Origin of the sequence: Nocardia otitidiscaviarum NBRC 14405 (assembly GCF_000308635.1) — a bacterium.
Taxonomy (GTDB): Bacteria; Actinomycetota; Actinomycetes; order Mycobacteriales; family Mycobacteriaceae; genus Nocardia; species Nocardia otitidiscaviarum.
Genome location: NZ_BAGD01000106.1, coordinates 20,383 through 41,222 on the forward strand (window position 1 = coordinate 20,383; position 20,840 = coordinate 41,222).

At 69.9% G+C, this 20,840-nt stretch carries 16 protein-coding genes; 9 read left to right on the plus strand and 7 right to left on the minus strand.

Annotation, left to right across the window (positions count from 1 at the left end; all coding sequences use genetic code 11):
* Positions 1-4: 4 nt before the first annotated feature.
* Complete coding sequence (locus ON31_RS23905; protein WP_147286996.1) at positions 5-1,369, plus strand: tetratricopeptide repeat protein; 1,365 nt, start codon at positions 5-7, stop codon at positions 1,367-1,369.
* A gap of 35 nt (positions 1,370-1,404) precedes the next feature.
* Here ON31_RS23905 and ON31_RS23910 read toward each other — a convergent pair whose 3' ends face one another.
* A complete protein-coding gene (locus ON31_RS23910; protein WP_051037676.1) occupies positions 1,405-2,013 on the minus strand; it encodes a TIGR03086 family metal-binding protein in 609 nt (202 codons plus the stop codon).
* A 100-nt stretch (positions 2,014-2,113) separates the two neighbouring features.
* Between ON31_RS23910 and ON31_RS23915 the strand changes: the two genes are divergently transcribed.
* The gene (locus tag ON31_RS23915; protein WP_085996480.1) at positions 2,114-3,067 is read left to right on the plus strand and encodes a helix-turn-helix transcriptional regulator; all 954 of its coding nucleotides are present in this window, start codon (positions 2,114-2,116) and stop codon (positions 3,065-3,067) included.
* Positions 3,068-3,074: 7 nt separating this feature from the next.
* On the opposite strand, the gene ON31_RS23920 is transcribed toward ON31_RS23915, so the two are convergent.
* From ON31_RS23920 to ON31_RS23930, 3 genes are all read right to left on the minus strand, one after another.
* Positions 3,075-3,911: a carbohydrate ABC transporter permease gene (locus tag ON31_RS23920; RefSeq protein ID WP_039817177.1), complete on the minus strand. Its 837-nt coding sequence runs from the start codon at positions 3,909-3,911 to the stop codon at positions 3,075-3,077.
* 8 nt (positions 3,912-3,919) lie between these two features.
* The gene (locus tag ON31_RS23925; protein WP_051037722.1) at positions 3,920-4,849 is read right to left on the minus strand and encodes a carbohydrate ABC transporter permease; all 930 of its coding nucleotides are present in this window, start codon (positions 4,847-4,849) and stop codon (positions 3,920-3,922) included.
* A 93-nt stretch (positions 4,850-4,942) separates the two neighbouring features.
* Entirely contained in the window at positions 4,943-6,286 is a 1,344-nt protein-coding gene (locus ON31_RS23930; protein ID WP_039817179.1) for an ABC transporter substrate-binding protein, read from the minus strand.
* 207 nt (positions 6,287-6,493) lie between these two features.
* Between ON31_RS23930 and ON31_RS23935 the strand changes: the two genes are divergently transcribed.
* The 4 genes from ON31_RS23935 (at position 6,494) to ON31_RS23950 (ending at position 11,192) form a co-directional block, all read left to right on the plus strand.
* Positions 6,494-8,833 carry a carbon starvation CstA family protein gene (locus ON31_RS23935; protein ID WP_039817007.1) on the plus strand — a complete coding sequence of 780 codons (2,340 nt, stop codon included), beginning with the start codon at positions 6,494-6,496 and terminating at the stop codon, positions 8,831-8,833.
* An 85-nt stretch (positions 8,834-8,918) separates the two neighbouring features.
* Positions 8,919-9,098 (plus strand): YbdD/YjiX family protein, encoded by a 180-nt coding sequence (locus ON31_RS23940; RefSeq protein WP_029931389.1) that lies wholly within the window; start codon positions 8,919-8,921, stop codon positions 9,096-9,098.
* Between the two features lie 58 nt (positions 9,099-9,156).
* Positions 9,157-10,644 (plus strand): AlkA N-terminal domain-containing protein, encoded by a 1,488-nt coding sequence (locus ON31_RS23945; protein ID WP_039817008.1) that lies wholly within the window; start codon positions 9,157-9,159, stop codon positions 10,642-10,644.
* On the plus strand, positions 10,641-11,192 hold the full coding sequence (locus ON31_RS23950; RefSeq protein WP_051037677.1) for a methylated-DNA--[protein]-cysteine S-methyltransferase: 552 nt from the start codon (positions 10,641-10,643) through the stop codon (positions 11,190-11,192). Before ON31_RS23945 ends, ON31_RS23950 begins: the two co-directional genes overlap by 4 nt.
* A 548-nt stretch (positions 11,193-11,740) precedes the next feature.
* On the opposite strand, the gene ON31_RS38410 is transcribed toward ON31_RS23950, so the two are convergent.
* Positions 11,741-15,055, minus strand: a complete 3,315-nt coding sequence (locus ON31_RS38410; RefSeq protein WP_039817009.1) for an AAA family ATPase — start codon at positions 15,053-15,055, stop codon at positions 11,741-11,743.
* Positions 15,052-16,248: an exonuclease SbcCD subunit D gene (locus ON31_RS23960; RefSeq protein WP_039817010.1), complete on the minus strand. Its 1,197-nt coding sequence runs from the start codon at positions 16,246-16,248 to the stop codon at positions 15,052-15,054. Before ON31_RS23960 ends, ON31_RS38410 begins: the two co-directional genes overlap by 4 nt.
* A gap of 144 nt (positions 16,249-16,392) precedes the next feature.
* On the opposite strand from ON31_RS23960, the gene ON31_RS23965 reads away from it, so the two are divergent.
* Entirely contained in the window at positions 16,393-17,556 is a 1,164-nt protein-coding gene (locus ON31_RS23965; RefSeq protein WP_039817011.1) for a DNA recombination protein RmuC, read from the plus strand.
* A 67-nt stretch (positions 17,557-17,623) separates the two neighbouring features.
* The gene (locus ON31_RS23970) at positions 17,624-18,520 is read left to right on the plus strand and encodes a DUF6542 domain-containing protein (RefSeq protein WP_218007379.1); all 897 of its coding nucleotides are present in this window, start codon (positions 17,624-17,626) and stop codon (positions 18,518-18,520) included.
* 461 nt (positions 18,521-18,981) lie between these two features.
* Here the strand turns inward: ON31_RS23970 and ON31_RS23975 are convergent, their stop codons facing one another.
* Positions 18,982-19,986, minus strand: coding sequence for a 4-hydroxy-3-methylbut-2-enyl diphosphate reductase (locus ON31_RS23975; RefSeq protein WP_039817014.1), 1,005 nt, complete (start codon positions 19,984-19,986; stop codon positions 18,982-18,984).
* 113 nt (positions 19,987-20,099) lie between these two features.
* On the opposite strand from ON31_RS23975, the gene ON31_RS23980 reads away from it, so the two are divergent.
* Complete coding sequence (locus ON31_RS23980; protein ID WP_039817015.1) at positions 20,100-20,834, plus strand: lipid droplet-associated protein; 735 nt, start codon at positions 20,100-20,102, stop codon at positions 20,832-20,834.
* The last annotated feature ends 6 nt before the right edge of the window (positions 20,835-20,840 follow it).

Consider the following 20,840-nt stretch of genomic DNA (forward strand, 5'->3'; position numbering starts at 1 on the left):
CGTGGTGGCGTATTCGAGACCTATCCCGCTGGGCGACGCGCTCAACGCGCTGAACAGGCAGTTGGCGAATGCCGCGGCCGCCGGGCAGCTGTCGCTCACCGTCCCGGCCGACGGCGGCCCGCTGCGACTGCTCCCGCACAGTGTCGAACTGACGCTGCGACTCACCGCGGTGGACACCGCGCACGGTCGGGAGTTCCTCGTCTCCGATGCGGCAGGCGAAACCGCTTCGCACACAATCACGTTGACGCTACAGCCAGGCTCGAGCGAGTGGACCGCCCCCGCTCCACTCGCACGGGTGAGCGCCGGGGAGCCGGATGCCCAGCCGCCCGCTCCCGCCCCGACCGACCCGCATGCCGAAATCATCGCCCTGCATGCGGGCATCCTCGCCGATCGGGACCGACTACTCGGTCCCCTCCATCGGGACACGCTCATGTCCGGGGCGAACCTCGCCCGCGCCTACCGCGAGGCGGGAGCGTACGACGACGCCGTCAATCTGTACGAACGCGTCGTCATCGACTGCGAGAGCACATTTGGCGCGCATGACTCGGACACCCTGCGCTTCCGTGCCAGCCTGGGACACACCTACCGGGAGGCGGGCAGGCTCGCCGAGGCCATCGCCGCCGATGAACGGACCCTGGCGGACAACGAGCAGGTACACGGCTCGGACCACCCGAATACGCTCATGGCCCGGCACAACCTCGCCCACGACTATCGGGCGGCCGACCGTCTCGACGAGGCCATCGCCACGCTCCGCGCAGCGCTGGCCACCAGTGAGCGCCTCTGCGGATTCGACGACGCGAACACCCTCGCCCTCGTCGAATTCCTGGCCGGAGCACTGCGCGACGCCGAACGCATCGACGAGGCAGCCGAACTCGACGAACGGCTGCTGGCCACCCGGGAGCGCCTACTCGGGCCGGACCACCCGGACACCTTGTACGCGATGAACGCGTTGGCGGAGGATCGCGGCCACCAAGGCCGCCACGAGGAGTCCGTCGAGATCTACCGCCGTGCACTCACCACCGCCGAACGAACACTGGGTGCGGAGCACCCCGTCTCCACCCGCACCCGTAACGGCCTGGCCTTCGCCTATGACCGGCTGGGATGCCTGGATCTGGCGGTCGAACTGTTCGAGCAGGCGGTCGTCGACCGCGAACGAGAGCAGGGCCCCGATCACCCGCTCACCCTGCTGGCCCGCAACAACCTGGCCTCCGCCTACTTCGGGCTGCATCGGTACGCCGAGGCCATCGCCCTGTTCCGGCGCGTGGTCGCCGACCGCGAGCGGGTGCTGGGCGCGAGCCATCCGGATACCTTGAAGTCGCGCGAGCACCTGGCACTCACCTATGCGGAGAGCCTGCGCAGCCACCATTGACCGGCGGTACCGGGACCACCGCACCCGGCATGTCGTCAGCTGCGCGGATCGCGGCCCAGGTAGCCGAGCAGTTCGTCGACCACCGGGGTCGCACTGTCACCGGTCTGCACGATGTCGGCGTACGCACCCCACTGCCGCAGCGGCTCCACCAGCCCCCGGGCGGCGACGAGCAGATGCCCGGCGAGTTCGTCGTCGAGCGGGTTCGGCTGACCGGTGGCGACGGCGATATCCCAGGCGTGCACGGCCGCGTCGAGCGCGCACATGACGGCGGCGACGGGGGTCGGCAGCGCGCCGTGCGGCAGCGGCGTGGGGACGGTTTCGGTGTCGTCGGTGACGGTGGCCCAGGCGGCGGCGGTCTCGTCGACGGCCGCGCGCACCAGGTCGGCGGCCGCGCCGTCGAGCGTGCCGGACGGCGCGAACGGGTCGGACGCGGGTCCGGCTCCGATGCCGAGCGCGGCGGCGTAGGCGAGCTGATCACCGGCGGCGTGCTGGATCACCTGGGTGACCGTCCATTCGGAGCAGGGGGTGGGCAACTGCCACTGGTCGTCGCCTATACCGGCGACCACATCGGTGAGCGCCGCGTAGGAGGTGGCGAGCACATCGCGCCAGACAGGGGCGAGGGCGGCGGTGTTCAAGTCGGTCATTGTTCTTGCCTTCCAGGTCGTTTCGATCCGTTGAGATAAAGGTATGACCCCATTAGGCTGACTTTCTTCCTAATAATCCGAATCCGGGAACATGCCTACTGTGACCTCCACCACAACACGAGCGCTGCGGCTGCTATCCCTGCTCCAGGACCGGACCTACACCGGCCGGGAACTCGCCATCCGCCTCGGCGTCAGCGAACGCACCCTGCGCGAGGACATAGCCCGACTGCGCGCCCTCGGCTACCCCGTGCACGCCGAACGCGGTGCGATCGGCGGTTACCGCCTGGGGCAGGGCAAGACCATGCCGCCGCTGCTGCTCGACGACGACGAGGCAGTGGCGGTCGCGGTCGCGGTGGGCCTGGCCGAGGACGGCTCGACCGGTATCGCCGATATCAGCGAGAGCATGACCCGCGCCTGGGCCAAAATGGCACGCATCATGCCGAAACGCTTGCAGCGCAGGGTGACCGCGCTACGTGGCGCGACCGATATCGGCCCCGCGGTCACCGCCTCCCGCGAACCCGACGCCCCCGTCCCCGCCGGAACTCTGGTCACCGTCGCCGCTGCCATTCGCGCCGCCACGACCCTCCGTGTCGACAGCGCGGAAGTGGAGCCGTACCGCCTGATCAGCTGGCAGCGGCGTTGGTATCTGGTCGCCTACAGCCTGGAATCGCATGCCTGGCAAGCACTTCCGATCGCACGGATGGCCACGCTCACCGCCGAATCCCGCCACTTCGCCCCGCGCCCCCTCCCCGAGGCGGACCTGGTCGCCTTCGTCCTGCGCGAAATCGCCAGCAGCGGCTGGAAAGTCCATGCCCGGGTCACCGTCCTGGCTCCGGCGGAGACCGTCATCGCCCGGATCAACCCCACCGTCGGAGTCGTCGAACCGCTCGACGACATCTCCTGCCTCCTGCTCACCGGCGCGGACACTCTGGAGACCATCGCCGTCTACCTCGGCATGCTCATGATGGACTTCCGAGTGGACGACCCGCCCGAACTGGTCGCACACATTCGCACCCTGGCCCGCCGCTACACCGCCGCCACCGCGCCCGAGTAGCCGCTGCTCACCGGCCGCCGAGCCCGGAGAGGGCGATGCCGCGGATGAAGGCGCGTTGGGCCAGGGCGTAGACGACGATCAGCGGGAGCAGGATGAGGATGGCGGCGGACATGAGGAGGGGCCAATCGGTGTGGTACTGGCCTTGCAGGCGAACCAGGCCGAGGGTGGCGGTGGCGTAGTCGTTGCGTTGGATCATGATCAGGGGCCAGAGGAAGTCGTTCCAGACGGTGATCCAGGTGAGCACGGCCAGCACCATGAGGGCGGGGCGGGTGTGCGGGAGCAGGACGCGCCAGTAGATCTGCCAGGGGGTGCAGCCGTCGAGGATGGCGGCCTCCTCCAGTTCGCCGGGGAGGGTGGCGAAGAACTGGCGCATGAGATAGGTGCCGAAGGCGCTGCCGAACAGGCTCGGGACGATCATGGACCAGGGGGTGTCCACCCAGCCGAGGAAGCGCATGAGAATGAACTGCGGGATGACGGTGACGGTGAGTGGCACCATCAGCGTGGCCAGGTAGCAGACGAACAGGACATCGCGGCCGGGGAACCGCAGGCGGGCGAAGGCGTATCCGGCGAGCGAGCAGAAGAACACCTGCCCGGCGGTGACGCAGGCGGCGTAGACGGCGGTGTTGAGGAGCATGCGGCCCAACGGAATGAGCTCGAAGACCTCGGCGTAGTTGGACCACTGCGGATGCGCGGGCAGCGGGGACGGATCGGTCACACCGCCATCGGATTTCAACGACGCCGACAGCGCCCAGAGAATGGGGACCAGCGCACACCAGCCGACACCGACGAGCGCCAGATAGGCGAGCGCGCCTCCGGCGATTCGCCGCCGGATATTGCCGCCCACCCGCGCGCTCACCGCTCCGCCTCGTCGCGGCGAGCCAGCCGCAGTTGCACGAGCGTGAGCACCAGCAGCAGCGCGAAGATCACCCAGGCCAGCGCGGCGGCGTAGCCGATCTCGTAGAAGCGGAATGCGTTCTGGAACAGCATGATTCCGAGCACGTAGGTGCCGGTTTCCGGACCGCCGTTGCCGCCGGTGAGGGCATACGCCTGATCGAAGGCCTGCACGGTGTTGATGACCGTGATGACGAAGACGAACGACAGCGCGCCCCGGATGAGCGGCAGGGTGATCGACCGGAAGCGCCGCAGCGGTCCCGCACCGTCGATTCGCGCTGCCTCGTACAGGTTTTCGGGCACGCCCTGCATGGCGGCGAGCAGGATCACCGTGGCGAACGGCACGCTCTTCCACACGGTCACGATGCTCAGCGAGACCAGTGCCCAATCCGGATCGGTCAGCCACGGCACCGGCCCCAGCCCGACCCACCCGAGCCCGAGGTTCACCAGCCCGTCCTCGGTGGCGAAGAGGAACCGGAACACCACGGCCATGGCGACCGTGGCGGCCACCAGCGGCAGGAACGCCAGCGTGCGGAACAGGCCGATACCGGGCAGTTTCCGATTCAGCAGCCCGGCCACGGCCAGACTGATCACCACCGTGGGCAGCAGGGTGAGCAGCGTGAACACCGCCGTGTTCCGCAGCGCTATATAGAACAGCGGATCATCGGCGAACAACCGCCGGTAGTTCCCCGTTCCGACGAACCGCGGCGGAGCGAACAGATCCCAGGAATGGAAGCTCAGGTACAGCGAGAAACCCAGCGGGAACAGCAGGAACACCGCGACCGCCGCCACATTCGGAGCCACGAACGCCGCACCCGCCCGCGCCCGCCGCCGAGCCAGCGCGGAGCCCGGCCCGGACGAGCGCTCCCGCCGCGGCCGCCCCGCATCCACTCGCTGGCGATCCAGCACCCCGGTCACGTCACCACCGCCCAATACCAACCCGCCGTCCACGCCACCGCCGGTGACAGGGGACCGCGAACCCGCTCATATCCGCGCCGCCCGCAGGATCTCGTCGATATCGCGCGCGGTGCGCCCGCCCAGCGAATCCGCCTGTGCCGCACCGCGCAACACACGATTGCACCCGCGCTCCAGCAGCGATTCGACCTTGCCCCAGACCGGTGTGACGGCGAGGTGGCGGGAGTGTGCGGGCCCCTCGGTGAAGACGTCCAGATTGCGTATCCCGGCGTGGGCGGCGGCGAAACCCGCCGAGTGCATGGCGGACCTCAGCACCGGCACGAACAGCCCGGACCGCGCGATGATCTCCTGCCCTTCCGGCCCGGTCGCGAATTTCACGAACTCCCATGCCTGTTCGCGGCGCGGGCTGTTCGCCGCGACTGCCAGCCCGGTGGTGCCCACGTCGGTGACGGCGTCGGGACCCCCGTGCGGGCCGACCGGCAGCACGGTGACATCGAAGTCCAGGTCGTCACGGTCGACGAACTCGGAGTACAGCCAGTGCCCGCCCAGCAGCATGGCGGCCCGGCCGCGCGCGAAAAGGTCCGGGGCCGAGACGGACTGCTGATCGGCGGCGCGCGGCGCGACTCGATGCCGCACGGCAAGGTCGGCATAGAATTGCAGGCCGACCGCGAACCGCGGATCGCCGAGATTGGTCCGGGTGGGCGCGACCGGCGGGCTGAACCACTCCGCCCCATTGTTCATGCCGAAGCAGGCGGCCGAATAGTAGGGCACCCAGGCGTCCACGAAACCCCACTGCCGCACCCGGCCGTCCGCGTCGCGGCGCGTCAGGGCCCGTGCGGCGGTCAGGAATTCGTCGAAGCTCCACGCCTGCGACCAGCGTGTGGGCGCGCGGACCCCGGCCCGTTCGAACAGTCGCCGGTTGTAGTAGAGGAACACTCCCGACCACTGCTCGGGCAGCGCGTACTGCCCGCCCCGCCACACGAAGGTGTCCCGCAGCGGCGCGTACCCGTCCGCCGTGAGCCGCGCCGCGTACCCGGGATCGCGATCGAGGAATTCGCGCAGATCCGCCAGCACGCCGCGCTCGGCCAGCCCGGCATAGAGCAACTCCCACGCCATCAGCACATCCGGGCACTTACCGCCCGCGCAGTAGGTCAGCATCTGCTGGAGCGGATCCGGCCCGGACATGATGGTGCGGATGGCGATATCGGGTCGCCGCCTGCGGAATTCTTCGATGATGAGCAGCCGGGCGCGCGCCTCCTCCGGCCGGGCCTGGAAGAAGAAGGTGACCGCGTCGTCGGAGTCGCCGCCGCAGCCGGCGGTCAGCAGCGGCAGGGCCAGACCCGCGCGGAGTACGGTCCGTCGCGGTACGACCGCGCCCGGCCGTTCACCGACCTTCCCGACCCCGCTCAGCATCACTCCTACCGTTGGTCGCAGAAAACAGACCGTTCGTCGGACCGAGTGACGCAGATCCCACGGCGCATGGCAGCATACGTTCGGCCTCCAGCGGAAGCGTGGTGAAACGCCGACAGGCGGCACCGCGTCCGATCCGACCACAAGTCGGCTTCGCTGGGCGGCCTGTTTCCGTAATACACCGCAGTACCGCACGGGAGGGTTGTCGACATGGCGACCATCGAATACCTCCGGACGGACCCCGCCCTACCTCCGGTGGGCATCGTGGACCGGTCCCCGCTGACACCCGCCAAGAAGGGCCTCTTCCTCGCGATAGCCGTCCTCGGCGCGATCGCCTGGGCGATCGTGGCCTTCATGCGCGGCGAGAACGTGAACGCGGTGTGGATCGTGGTCGCCGCCGTGTCCACCTACATCCTCGCCTACCAGTTCTACGCCCGGCTGATCCAATGGAAGATCACCAAGCCGCGCGACGACGTCGCCACTCCGGCCGAGGCCATGGAGAACGGCAAGGACTTCATGCCGATGGACCGGCGGGTGCTGTTCGGGCACCACTTCGCCGCCATCGCGGGTGCGGGTCCGCTGGTCGGCCCGGTGCTGGCGGCGCAGATGGGCTATCTGCCCGGCACCATCTGGATCATCGTGGGCGTGGTGCTCGCGGGCGCGGTGCAGGACTATCTGGTGCTGTGGGCGTCGTCCAAGCGGCGCGGCCGGTCGCTGGGCCAGATGGCCCGCGACGAACTGGGTCCGGTCGGCGGCGTGGCCGCCATCGTGGGCGTGCTGGTGATCATGATGATCCTGCTGGCGGTGCTCGGCATCGTGGTGGTGAAGGCCCTGGCCGCCACCGAGAACCCGGTCACCGGCGTACTCGAGGGCGGCAGCCCGTGGGGCGTGTTCTCCATCGCCATGACCATCCCGATCGCCCTGTTCATGGGCATCTACCTGCGGTTCGTGCGGCCGGGCAAGGTCGGCGAGGTGTCGGTGATCGGCTTCACGCTGCTCATGCTCGCCATCGTCTCGGGCAACTGGGTGGCCGAATCCGGCTGGGGCCGCGACTGGTTCACCCTGTCCGCCGCCACCATCGGCTGGCTGCTCATCTTCTACGGCTTCTTCGCCTCGGTGCTGCCGGTGTGGCTGCTGCTCGCCCCGCGCGACTATCTGTCGACCTTCATGAAGATCGGCACCATCTTCCTGCTGGCCGCGGGCATTCTCATCACCATGCCGGTGCTGAAGGCCCCCGCGGTCTCGGAGTTCGCGAGCAACAGCGACGGCCCGGCCTTCGCGGGCAGCCTCTTCCCGTTCCTGTTCATCACCATCGCCTGTGGCGCGCTGTCGGGTTTCCACGCGCTGGTGTCCTCCGGCACCACCCCGAAGCTGCTGGAGAAGCAGTCGCAGGCGCGGATGATCGGCTACGGCGGCATGCTCATGGAGTCGTTCGTGGCCGTGATGGCCATCGTCACCGCGAGCATCATCGACCAGCATCTCTACTTCGCCATGAACGCCAGCGGCGCGCTCACCGGCAATACCCCGGAGACGGCGGCCGCCTATGTGAACAGCCTCGGGCTCCAGGGCGATCCGGTCACTGCGGCACAGCTGACCCAGGCCGCGGAGGACATCGGCGAGAAGAAGATCGTCTCGCTCACCGGCGGTGCGCCGACCCTGGCGGTCGGCATGTCCGAAGTGCTGCACCAGTTCCTGGGCGGTGCGGGCTGGAAGGCGTTCTGGTACCACTTCGCCATCATGTTCGAGGCGCTGTTCATCCTCACCACCATCGACGCCGGTACCCGCGTGGCGCGCTTCATGGTGTCGGATTCGCTGGGCAATCTGGGCGGCCCGTTCACCCGGTTCAAGGACGCGTCGTGGCGGCCCGGTGCCTGGCTGTGCTCGGCCATCGTGGTGGCGGCCTGGGGATCGGTGCTGCTCATGGGCGTCACCGACCCGTTGGGCGGCATCTACACGCTGTTCCCGCTGTTCGGCATCGCCAATCAGCTGCTGGCGGCCATCGCGCTGACCGTGGTGACGGTGATCGTGGTGAAGAAGGGCCTGCTGAAGTGGGCCTGGATTCCGGCGCTGCCGCTGGCCTGGGATCTCATCGTCACCATGACGGCGTCCTGGCAGAAGATCTTCTCGGCCGACCCGAAGATCGGCTACTGGAAGTCGCACGACAACGCCAAGATCAAGCTGGACGCCTACGAGGCGGCCCGCGACAGCGGTCAGCTGCCCGCGGGCGTCGCGGATGCGGCGGCGCTGGAGAAGCAGATCTCCGACCTGGAGAAGATCGTCCGCAACACCTTCATCCAGGGCACGCTGTCGATCATCTTCGCGGTGCTGGTGCTGATCGTGGCCGTCGTGGGTGTGCTGGTGTGCGTGCGCGCCATCCGCCGGGGCGGTAGCGAGACCACCGAATCGCCGGAGGAGCCGTCGAAGATCTTCGGCCCCAGCAGCTTCCTCGCCACCAAGGCGGAGAAGGAAGTTCAGCAGGAATGGGACGAGCTCATCGCCTCCGGACAGATTCGCGCACCCGGCGCGCGATCGGGCGTGCACGCGCACTGACCGTGGCGTACAACCGACAGCGATGAACGATTCCACTGTGCCGCCGACCGCGGGCTTCGGCCCGGGGTCGGCGGTTCGCGCGTTGATTCGGGCCGTCCGCGGGTTCCTGTGGTGGTTCAATTCGATACTCGGCGGCAACGACTACGCCCGCTACGTGCAGCACCTGCGGCGGAACCACCCCGACCAGGAGGTTCCCAGCGAGGCCGAGTACTGGCGGCAACGACACGCGGCCGCCGACCGCAATCCCGGCACCCGCTGTTGCTGACCGCCGGGGGATAATGGCGGATTTCCGCTAGCGGATATCCGCCCCGCCTGGGAGGGTGATGTGCGTGAGTGCAACCGGACTGGACTTCGAACGGTGCTACCGCGCTGTCGCGACCCGGGACGCCCGTTTCGACGGGCAGTTCTTCACCGCCGTGCGGACCACCGGAATCTATTGCCGCCCATCGTGTCCGGCCATAACGCCGAAACGCACCAACGTCACCTTCCTGCCCACCGCGGCGGCCGCGCAGCAGTGCGGATTCCGCGCCTGCCGCCGCTGCCTGCCCGATGCCGCACCGGGCTCTCCGCTGTGGAACACCCGGGCCGACTTGGCCGCTCGCGCCATGCGGCTCATCGCCGACGGCGTGGTGGAACGCGGCGGAGTGCCCGCGCTGGCCGACTCCCTCGGCTACTCCCAGCGGCAGCTGACCCGTGTGCTGACGTCCGAATTGGGCGCTGGCCCACTGGCTTTGGCGCGTGCGCACCGTGCGCACACCGCGCGGCTGCTGATCCAGACCACCCAGCTGTCCATGTCGGATATCGCCTTCGCGGCCGGGTTCGCCAGCATCCGCCAGTTCAACGACACCGTGCGGGAAGTCTTCGCCGTCAGCCCCACCCGACTACGCGAGGAGGTGCGGCGCAACAGCGATGCGGTGGCCGCGACCAACGGGTCGCTGACCCTGCGGCTGCCCTACCGGGAACCGCTGGACCGGACGTGGCTGGAGTGGTTCCTGTCCGCGCACGCCACCCCCGGACTGGAACTGTGGGAGGACGGCGTCTACACCCGCACCCTGCGCACCCCGCACGGGCATGCCACCGTACGGCTGAGTGTGCGAGAGGGACATGTGCGGGCGGCGCTGTCACTGCACGATATGCGCGATCTAGCGCCGACGGTGGCCCGGCTGCGGCATCTGCTCGATCTCGACGCCGATCCGGTCGGTATCGACGAGGCGCTTGCCGCCGGATCGGGCCTGCCGCTCGGTCCCGGCATTCGGGTGCCCGGCTGCCTGGACGGCCCGGAACTGTTGCTGCGCACCATGATCGGGCAGCAGGTCTCGGTGGCCGCCGCCAATACGCACACCGCGCGGCTGGTGACGGCGCTCGGCGACCCGGCCCCCGGGCCGGTCCCCTACCTGTTTCCGACACCCGCGGCCGTCGCCGAACGGGGTGCGGAGGTGTTGACCGGCCCGGTCCGGCGCACCGCCGCCATCGTGGGCGCGGCGCGGGCGCTGGCCTCCGGCGACCTGGTCCTGCACGCGGGACGCACCGCCGCCGACGTGCGCCGCGACCTGCTCGCCCTGGAGGGGGTCGGCCCGTGGACCGCCGATTACGTGACCATGCGCCTGCTCGCCGACCCCGACATCCTGCTGCACACCGATCTGGTGGTACGCCGCGGCGCGAACCTGCTCGGACTCGACCTCACCGATACCGGCCGCTTCGCGCCCTGGCGGTCTTACCTCTCCATGCACCTGTGGAAGCACGCCCTGGCCAATCCGGCCGCCGCCCCCGACGGCGCGACCCGCGCCCGGAAAACGAGAACCGCACTGTGACCACCGCCCACCGCCCCCGGTCCACGACCGGAACAGACTCGCGGACAGCCGATTTCGCCACCGTCGCCACACCGATCGGGCCGTTCACCGCCGTGGTCGACGGCGACGGCGCGGTACTCGCCTCCGGCTGGACCGACGACGTCGAACAGCTGCGCGGGGTCATCCACCCCGCGCTGCGCCCCGACACGCTGCGGCGACGTGACTCGCTCGGGGCCGTGACCGCGGCCGTGGAGGCGTACCACGACGGCGATCTGCTCGCCATCGACACCGTGCGCGTGCGCCAGACATCCGGACCGTTCCTCACGCACGCCTGGGACATCCTGCGCAAGATCCCCGCCGGAAACCCGGTCACCTACACCGAATACGCCACCGTATCCGGCCGCCCGGCCGCCACCCGTGCCGCCGCCAATGCCTGCGCCCGCAATGCTGCGGCCCTGTTCGTCCCCTGCCACCGCATCATCCGCACCGACGGCACCCTGGGCGGATTCCGGTGGGGGCTCGATATCAAGCGCTGGCTGCTGGTTCACGAGAGCGCCGCGACGAACTGACGACGCAGTCCGCACGACCGCAACCCCACGCCCGACCGCGATCCCGTGAGGCGCGGTCATAGGCCGCTCCGGGGCACGGCTCTCGGCCGACCTCCGTTCTGCCGAGAATGTGTACACGCCACCGCGACCCGCACGCGGCAGTGCCGCCCCCGTGTAGGCGGTGGCACCGCCACGTCCGCCTCTCGGCACCAGCTCTCTCAGCAGCCGCGACGTCGGTTGGTTCACATCGCGGTTGCGGCAGGAGTAGCGCGACCGTCGTACCCGTGCCGCGACGGGTCGAGCCCTTCTCGTCGCCAAGCCGCCGCTGCTCTGCCCCGCGACGCAACCGATCGCGCGCATATCGCAGCCGATCGAGCCCGCAGCGCAACGGATCGAGCCCGCGGCGCAACCGATCGAGCACGCAACGCAGCCGATCGAGCACGCGGCGCAACGGATCGAGCACGCAACGCAGCCGACCGAGCCCGCGGCGCAACCGATCGAGCACGATCCGCTGCCGACCGGGACTGCGACGGATCAGGCCGAGCCGGTGCCGTGTCTGCCGGAAACCGTTATGCCACGCTGGTTTCCAGGTACGAGCCGGTGCGGCCGCGCACCACGTGCAGGCGGCTGGGGATGCGCTGGCGCATCTCGTCGACGTGGCTGACGACGCCGACCACCCTGCCGCCGGAGCGGAGTTCGTCGAGCACGCCCATGACGGCGTCGAGGGTGTCGGCGTCCAGGCTGCCGAAACCCTCGTCGATGAAGAGGGTGTCGAGGACCAGGCCGCCGGATTCGGCGGCCACCACGTCGGCGAGGCCCAGCGCCAGGGACAGCGAGGCCATGAAGGTCTCACCGCCGGAGAGGGTTTTGGCGGGGCGGATGGCTCCGGTGTAGTCGTCGCGGATGTCCAAGCCCAGACCGCCGCGGCGGCCACGCGGACCGGCGGCATCGGAGTGGACGAATTCGTAACGGCCTCCGGACATTCGGCGCAGTCGCACGGAACCGGCGAGTGCCACCTCCTCGAGCCGGGCGGCGAGCACATAGGAGCGCAGCGACATCTTGCGGTTGTTCTCCCCGCGACCCGCCACCACATCGGCCAGGCCCGAGAGCTCCTCGTGGGCGCGCTGCAACGGGGCGATCCGGTCCACGGCCGCCCAGAGCTGGCCGCACAGCTCCTCGAGCTGTTCGACCCGGCGGGTGGCGTCCGCGTGTGCGGCCACGGCGTCCTTGAGCTGCGACTGTGCCTGTGCCGCCGCCTCTTCCAACTGCTCGAGATCGCCCAGCTCGGCGGTCGCGGCGGCACGGACCTCCGGTTCGGCGAGCACCGATTCGGCGCTGGCGCGAGCGCGATCGGCCGCGACGAGTTCGTCCTCGAGGTCGGCCTGCTGCTGTGCGGTGCGGGCGGCGGCGTCCACCACGCGGGCGTAGTCGGCGAGCACGGTGTAGTCGGGGCCGCTGCCGTCGGCGCGCATGACCGGAACGGCCGACTCCACCAAACCGGCGTCGCGGGAGAGAGTTTCGACGCGTAGCGCCGCTGCCGCGACCTGCTCGCGGGCCGACGCCGCCTCCGCGCGCGCGGACCGCACGGCGGTGGCGTCGTCGACGAGGGTGCGCAGGCGGGCGCGGCGGCGCTCCACGGTGCCGTCCGCACCGGCGGCGGTGCGCAGGCGTTCGGTGAGTTCGGCGAGGCGACGGTCGGTGGCCACGATCCGCTCCGTGGTCGCACCGGCGCGGGTTTCACAGTCGCGCAACTCGTCCTGGAGGCGGGTCTCATCGGTGCGCAGCCGCGTCAGCTCGGCCGTCAGCGCCTCGACGCGTTCGGCCTGCCGTCGCGCGGACTCGTACCGTTCGGTGGCGGCGTTCAGGGCACCGGTCAGTTCGGCCTTGTCGGCGTCGCCGCCGCGCTCCACCAGCACCTCGATGGCGCGCTCCAGGTCGGCGACCTGCCGCTGCGCCCGCTCGCGTGCCGCCTCGGCCACCCGCTCGGCCTGCAATGCCTTGTCCTCGGCATCCTTCGACACCGGCGCGCCCGATGCGCGGGCGGGATCGGGGTGGTCCGTGGAGCCGCACACGGTGCACGGCTGCCCCTCGGCCAGTGCCTCCGCCAGCTCGGCCGCCATCCCCGCCAGTCGCCGCTCACGCAGGGCCAGGGTGTGTTCACGGGCATCCAGGTGCGCGCCGCGCGCCGATTCGAACGCCGCCTGTGCGCGCGCCAGTTCCCCACGCCGCGTCGCCAATTCGAGCGCGGCACTGGCGGCGGTGCGCAACCGCTCGCAGTCGGCCTCCAGCACCGGCAGCCTGGCCGCCGCATCGGACGCCGTGCGCAACCGCCCCTCCGCCGACGCGATCGACTCCGGCAGCTCGGCCCGCAGCCGCCGCAGCTTCTCCGCCTGCCCCGCCAGTTCCTCCTGCTCCCGCCGCAGCCGCGTCATCTCCCCCGCCAGCCGCCGGGCCGTCTCCGCATCCGCCCGCACCTCGTCCAGCGCGCCGATCTGCGCGGTCCAGCGCGCAATGGCCGACTCCAGCCCAGTCCTGGTACCTCCGGCCGTTTCGGACTGCCCCCGCATCCCCCCGTATTCGGCCACGTTCGCGCGACCCGGTGAACCAGCCTGGTCGAGCGGCCCGGGGCCACCGCTCGGTGACGCGCCTCCTTCGCCCGATGTGCCCGCGACCGGTTCGGAGTCGCCGGCACCCGGTGCGAGCGGTTCCGAGTCGCCGACGCCCCCCTCGGCCATGGGTTCGATCATGGCGAGTTCATCGGCGAGATCGGTTCCGGCCAGCTCTCCGCGCATGAGATCGGCTGCTGCCCAGTAGGTTCCGGGCAGCTCCAGGCTCGCGGGTTCGATGAGGTGGGCGGCCAGTTCTTCGGCGGCGCGGCTGGTGGCCTCCTCGCGGCGGCGCAGGGCGACGGCGGCGGCGCGGGCGTCGGAGAGGGCGGCCGCGACCGGTTCGGCGCGGCGGGCCCGGTCGAGTTCGGCCTGTGCCTGCGTGCGGCGATCGGCTCCGGCGGCGTACCGGTCGAGCTGGTCGCGGGCGGCCGTCAGGCGACGGTGCAGGTCATGCAGGCGGCGCTGGTCCTCGGTGGTCCGGCGGGCCAGGGTCGCGGCCGCCTCACCGCGTTCGAGGTCGGTGGCGGTGGCGGTGAGGGCGGCGCGGGCGGTGGCCAGCAGGTCCTGGGACCATTCGACGGCTTCGAGGGGTCCGACGGTCTCGGTGGCGGGCAGGCCCGCCGCGCCGCCGATCCGCGCGATCAGCCGGTCGATGCTCTGGCGGCGGGTGTCGAGCTCGGCGGCGGAGGCGCGGCGCTTGTCGATGAGCCACTGTTCGGCGGTGCCGAAACGTTCGGTGTCGAAGAGCTTTTCGAGCAGCTTCTCGCGATCCTCGTTGTCGGCGCGCAGAAAACGCGCGAAATCGCCCTGCGGCAGCAGGACCACCTGGAAGAACTGGTCGGCGCTCATGCCGAGCAGGCGCACGACCTCGTCGCCGATATCCGGGATGCGGGACAGGTTCAGCCCACGCCCGTCCAGCCATTCCAGGGTGGCACTGGCCTGTGCGGTGACCCAGCCGGTGCCGCGCTTCTTGGGCCGCTGGAACTCCGGCGACCGAGTCAACCGCAGCCGCCGCCCGCCGAGGGTCGCCTCCAGCACCACTCGCGGCGGAGTCTGCTCGTCGGCGTGATCGGAATGCAGCCGCTTGCTCTCCCCCCGCGCCCCGGGCACCCGGCCGTACAGCGCGAACGCGATGGCGTCGAGCACCGTGGTCTTACCCGCCCCCGTCTGCCCGTGCAGCAGGAAGAGCCCATCGGCCCCGAGCACATCGAAATCGACCACGGTGGTCTCCGCGAACGGACCGAAGGCGGTCAACTCCAAGCGGTGCAGCCTCATGCGGTGAGTTCCGTGGTGCCCGGTTCCGCGAACAGTCCTTCCGCCGCCGTCGACTCCCGCTCCGGCTCCCGCACGGCAGCGGCCAGGGCGCGTTCCACCCACTGCAGCTCGCTGCCGGAGGGCTCGCCGCGGACATCGCTGAGGAAGCTGTGCGCGATCTCGATGTCCCGGCGTCCCTGCACGCGCTCACGGTAGCGCAATTCCGGATTGCCCTCGGGCCGAACCCATTCCACGTGAACGGCGTGCGGGAATCGGGTACGCAGTTTGCGCAATGCGTCCACCGGGCGGGCGTGATCGGTGAGAGTCGCTGCCACATAGTCATTCTCGGCGGCGGCGAACTCCGGTTCGGTGAGCAGTTCATCGAGAGTTCCGGCCAATTGGCTCAGCCCGCGCACCACCGGCAGGTCGACGCGGCGCACCTCGCCCAGCCCGTCGGCGTTCAGGTCGACGATCCACACCGCTTTGCGATGGGAGCGCTCCCCGAACGAATACGGCAGCGGCGACCCGGAATAGCGCACCGAATCCGAGAGCATCTGCGGCGAATGCAGATGACCCAGCGCCACATAGTCGATGCCGTCGAAGGCGCGCAGCGGCACCGTCTCCACCCCGCCCACCGCGATGGACCGTTCCGAGCCGGTGGCCTCACCGCCGACCACGAAGGCGTGGGCCAGCACCACCGACCGCGTGCCCGCGCGCCCGGCCAGATCGTCGCGAATGCGCCGCATGGCCGCATCGAGAATCTCGGCGTGCGAACGCGCCTGCGGCACGCCCAATTCGGCGCGGGTGATATCCGGTTCCAGATACGGGATACCGTAGAAAGCCACGTCACCGTGGGCGTCGGGAAGCACCACCGGCCGCGCCACCTCGGCGATGGTGGTTCGCAGATGCAGCCCGCCCGCCGCCGCGAAACTCCCCAGCGCCCCCAGCCGGGTGGGTGAATCGTGATTGCCCGAGGTCGCCACGATGGTTGCCCCAGCCGCCCGCATGGCCTCGAACCCCCGATTGCACACCGCGATCGCGTCGGCACTCGGAATGGAACGGTCGTATACGTCACCGGGCACGACCACCACGTCGACCCCCTCCGCCGCCACCAACTCGGCCATGGCATCGAGCGAACACGCCTGATCGGCCAGCAGATCGACACCGTGGAAGGTGCGGCCGATATGCCAGTCGGAGGTGTGCAGTATCCGCATGTCGCGCAACGGTAGGCGATGGGGCCGACAACTATCCAGCGGCGGCGGTGCCGCGATCCGAAGCGTGCCGGTCGGTTGCTGGAAACTCGCTGCGAATTGCCCGATTCCGGGTTTGTGTCGGTGACGTAGTGCACTATCTGCGGTATGACCGCACCGATGCTGTTTGCGCTGCTGTTGGTGTTCCTCGCCGGACTGGCCGTCGGCTGGCTCGCGCACGCCGCGCGGGCGGGTCAACGCGCCGCGGCCGCCGAGGCGCGACTCGCCGCCATGCACGACAACGAGCGGTTGCTACGCCAGTCGCTCAGCGCGGCCAGCGAGGACGCGGCACGACGGCAGTCCTACGCCATCGGCAACCTCGTGGAACCGCTGCGCGAAGCGGTCGGGAATCTGAATCGCCACATTCAGGAAGTCGAGCACAACCGCATCAACGCGTATTCGGGACTGCGCGAACAGGTCGCGGGAATGCAGCGCACCTCGCATCAGCTCTCCACCCAGACCGGTCAATTGGTGGCGGCGCTCAAAGCGCCGCAGGTGCGCGGCCGCTGGGGCGAGATCCAATTGGAACGCGTCGTCGAATTGGCCGGAATGGCCCGGCATTGCGACTTCGATACCCAGGTGACCCGGCGCGGCGATACGGTGATCCGGCCCGACCTGGTGGTGCGGCTGGCGGGCGGACGGCAGATCGTGGTGGACGCCAAGGTGCCGTGCACCGCCTATCTGGAGGCCGCGGCCGCCGAGGATCCGCATATTCGGAAACAGCAGCTGACCCAGCACGCCAAACAGCTGCGCGTGCACATCGATCAACTCGCCGACAAGGAGTACTGGCGGGCCTTCGATCCGTCACCGGAATTCGTGGTGCTGTTCGTGCCCGGCGATCCCTTTCTCGACGCGGCCCTCACCACCGACTCGGGCCTGCTCGAATACGCCTTCGGCCGGAATGTGATCCTGGCTACGCCGACCACCCTGGTCGCCCTGCTGCGGACGGTGGCGCTCGGCTGGCGGCAGGAGGCGCTGTCTCGCGATATGGCGACGGTGCATCAACTCGGACGCGAGCTGTACACGCGGTTGAGCGTCGCGGGGCGGCATATGGACGATCTGGGCGCACAGCTCGGAAAAACGGTGATGGCCTTCAACAAGGCCGTGGCATCGGTGGAGGCGCGGGTCATGGTGACCGCGCGCAAACTGCACGATTTGGAAATCGCCGAGACCCCCGTGCCCGATATCGACAGGGTGGACCATTGGCCGCGAGCGGTGGGTTTCACCGACGCGCCGGACGGTTATGCCGACAGTATCGACCAGCGCGGGTGACGCGCACTCGGCAAGCCGCTCGAGTCGCCTCCCTCGCGGAATAGCTACATGCTTTAGTGTGCTTGACGTGGCAGTTACCCCAAGCGAGCGAGCAGAGGTGCCCGTGTCGCACCGTTCGATTCTGCCGACGGTGCCGGGCATCCCCGCCGGAGCGGCGGTATTGATCGCGGTGACCTGTACCTTCCTGGGCTTCTTCATCGATGCCAGCGGGGGTTCCGAGCTCACGTTGACGTTCTCGTCGCTGTACGTGCTGGGCTGTGTGCTGGCGGTGCTGGCGGTGCGCTACCGGGGTCTGTTCACGGTGCTGGTGCTGCCGCCGCTGCTGTTGTTCTTCGCGGTGCCGCTGGCCTATCAGCAGCTGCTCGGCAACGCCGGGAGCCTGAAGCTCAAGGACATCCTGCTGAATCTGGCCATCCCGCTGGTCAACCGCTTCCCCACCATGGCGCTGGCCACCGTGTTGGTTCTGGCTATCGGGGGCCTACGCATATACCTGCACCGGCATGAGGGGATGCCCGGCGACGACCGACCGCGCTCACGTACCCGCGGCGGGCGTTCCGGCGGTGCCCCACGTGCCCGCCGCTCTCGCACCGGCGAGCAGGACCCGGCCCGGCGACGCAGCCGCGCCGCCCGCGCGGCCGATGCCGAATTCGACGATCCCGCACCGAAATCCGGATCCCGCGGCCGCCGCCCCACCGGCCGCGTGGCCGAACGCCCACCCCGCGTCGGCTCCGACCGCACCGCCGCCGACCGCAAACGCACCCCGGTGGACCGCAAGCCCGCCGGCGAGCGCACGCCCCCCGCCGACCGCAGGTCCGGCGACCGCACACCCTCCGCCGCCGCGGCCCGCAAGCCCCGGGGCGACCAGCCACCGCGCCGCCGCGCCGCCGCGAGCGGCGAGGTACCCCCGCACCCGCGCCCCAATGTGCGCTACCGCGACCGCGATTCGGGCCGCATCGAACGCTGAGCCACCCGGCCCCACGCACACCCGCGCCACCCCACGCCCGCCCCCGGTGCTTGCACACGCCCCCGCTCGACCCACTGCATACGCGGTACGGACGCGCGACCCACTCAACTCGCCGCACCGACACACGTGCGATCCACTCCACACACGCGACCCACGCCACACGCGCGATCCACTCCACACACGCGCGACCCGCTCGATCGCCCCGCCACCCGCGCGCAGCACACTCGGCCCGCCGCCGCACGGCGGCCAAGCGTCGTCGCGGTCCTGCTACCCCCGGTAACCGCTTCAGCCCCTGCGACAACAGCATGCGCCACGCATGAACCACGGACAGCCGTGCGCCCCGTGCGGTTCGCACGGGGCGCACGGTTGGCTTCGGGCGGCGCGGTCAAGCACAGTCAGGCGCACGCAGCGCGGTCAGCACGATCAACCGCAAGCAGCACGGTCAACCGCAAGCAGCGCGATCAGGCGCGGGCGGCGCGCAGTTCGCGGGGCAGGGCGAAGACCAGGGTCTCGTTGGCGGTGGTCACCGGCTGCACATCGCCGAAACCGTGGTCCGCCAGCAGTTCCAGCACGCCTTCGACCAGGATCTCGGGGACCGACGCGCCCGAGGTGATGCCGATGGTGCGAACGCCCTCCAGCCAGGCCGGGTCCACCTCGCGGGCGTAGTCGACCAGGTACGCGGCCCGCGCGCCCGCGCCCAGCGCCACCTCGACCAGGCGCACCGAGTTGGAGGAGTTGCGCGAACCCACCACGATCACCAGATCGCATTCCGGGGCCATGGCCTTGACGGCGGTCTGGCGGTTCTGGGTGGCGTAGCAGATGTCGTCGCTGGGCGGATCCTGCAGGCTCGGGAAGCGCTCCCGCAGGCGCTGCACGGTCTCCATGGTCTCGTCCACCGACAGCGTGGTCTGGGAGAGCCAGATGACCTTGTTCTCGTCGCGCACGGTGACGTTGTCCACCGCGTCGGGGCCGTCCACGAGCTGCACGTGGTCGGGGGCCTCACCGGCGGTGCCCTCCACCTCCTCGTGGCCCTCGTGGCCGATGAGCAGGATGTCGAAGTCGTCGCGGGCGAAGCGCTTGGCCTCCTGGTGCACCTTGGTCACCAGCGGACAGGTGGCGTCGATGGTGTGCAGGCTGCGTTCGGCGGCGGAGGAGTGCACCATGGGCGAGACGCCGTGGGCGGAGAACACCACCACCGACCCCTCGGGCACCTCGTCGGTCTCGTCGACGAAGATCACCCCGCGCTCCCGCAGCGTCTCCACGACGTGCCGGTTGTGCACGATCTCCTTACGGACGTAGATGGGCGCGCCGTGCTTCTCGAGCGCCTTCTCCACGGTCTCCACCGCGCGGTCCACACCGGCGCAGTAACCACGGGGTTCGGCGAGCAGCACCCGCTTCGGCGAGTCGGCAGCACCCGAGACGGCCGACCGGGTGATTCCGACGTTCAATGGGATAGCCGAGGACATGCCCCACAGAATACGTGTGCGGAATGAACCGCATCGGGTCGGAGGCGCGACGATAATCACTTCCGGCGAATTCCGTCCTTTGCATCACACGCCGTTTCGGGCAGGCTAGGACCATGTTTCGACCTCCCTTCCTGGCCCGGGTCGCCGCCGGGGCCGCCGTCTATGCCCTCGAGGAAACCCGTCGGCTACCGAATACCGCGGTCAACCTCCCGATTACCGCCGTCAGCCAGCTGCTGCAGAACTTCATGCACGTGCAGCAGTTCGTGACCAGCCTCGCCCTCAAGGGCGACGAGGTTTTCGACCGCTTCGTGAACCGTCCCGAGGAACAGCCCGAGTGGGCCACCTTCGACGAGGACGCCGACGACGCGCAACTCCCCGGCACCACCGCGGAACCGGTACGCAGGAGCCGTTTCGACCTGTACAGCCCCGAAGACGCGGGCGCACCGGAGCCGGAACCGATCGCGGTCTCGGCCCCGCAGGCCCTGGTGTCGGAAACACCCGCGAGCCAGCCGGAATCCGTCGTCGCCGAGGAGCAGGAGGCCCCGGCCGCCGACCCCGAATCCGCCGCACCGCAACCCGCCGAGGCCGCTCCCGCCGAAAGCAGCACCCCCGCAAGCACTTCCAGCGCGTCCGGCAATGGCCACAACGGCAGTCTCGCGGCGGTCGAGCCGGAGGTCGCCTCCCGCTACGACTACATGAACATGACGCTGGCACAGCTGCGCGCCCGCCTGCGCATGCTCAGCGTGGAGGAGCTCTCCCAGCTGCTCGCCTTCGAACAGCAGACCCAGGCGCGTGCGCCGTTCGTCACCATGCTGACCAACCGCATCGCCACCGTGCAGGCCAAGTAGCAGACC

Bases quoted from the DNA above. Each gene is read 5' to 3' on its own strand.
- ON31_RS38410 (WP_039817009.1), bottom strand. From the start codon at position 15,055: ATGAGGCTGCACCGCTTGGAGTTGACCGCCTTCGGTCCGTTCGCGGAG.
- ON31_RS23980 (WP_039817015.1), top strand. From the start codon at position 20,100: ATGTTTCGACCTCCCTTCCTGGCCCGGGTCGCCGCCGGGGCCGCCGTC.
- ON31_RS23945 (WP_039817008.1), top strand. From the start codon at position 9,157: ATGTGCGTGAGTGCAACCGGACTGGACTTCGAACGGTGCTACCGCGCT.
- ON31_RS23935 (WP_039817007.1), top strand. From the start codon at position 6,494: ATGGCGACCATCGAATACCTCCGGACGGACCCCGCCCTACCTCCGGTG.
- ON31_RS23975 (WP_039817014.1), bottom strand. From the start codon at position 19,986: ATGTCCTCGGCTATCCCATTGAACGTCGGAATCACCCGGTCGGCCGTC.
- ON31_RS23965 (WP_039817011.1), top strand. From the start codon at position 16,393: ATGACCGCACCGATGCTGTTTGCGCTGCTGTTGGTGTTCCTCGCCGGA.
- ON31_RS23930 (WP_039817179.1), bottom strand. From the start codon at position 6,286: ATGCTGAGCGGGGTCGGGAAGGTCGGTGAACGGCCGGGCGCGGTCGTA.
- ON31_RS23960 (WP_039817010.1), bottom strand. From the start codon at position 16,248: ATGCGGATACTGCACACCTCCGACTGGCATATCGGCCGCACCTTCCAC.
- ON31_RS23910 (WP_051037676.1), bottom strand. From the start codon at position 2,013: ATGACCGACTTGAACACCGCCGCCCTCGCCCCTGTCTGGCGCGATGTG.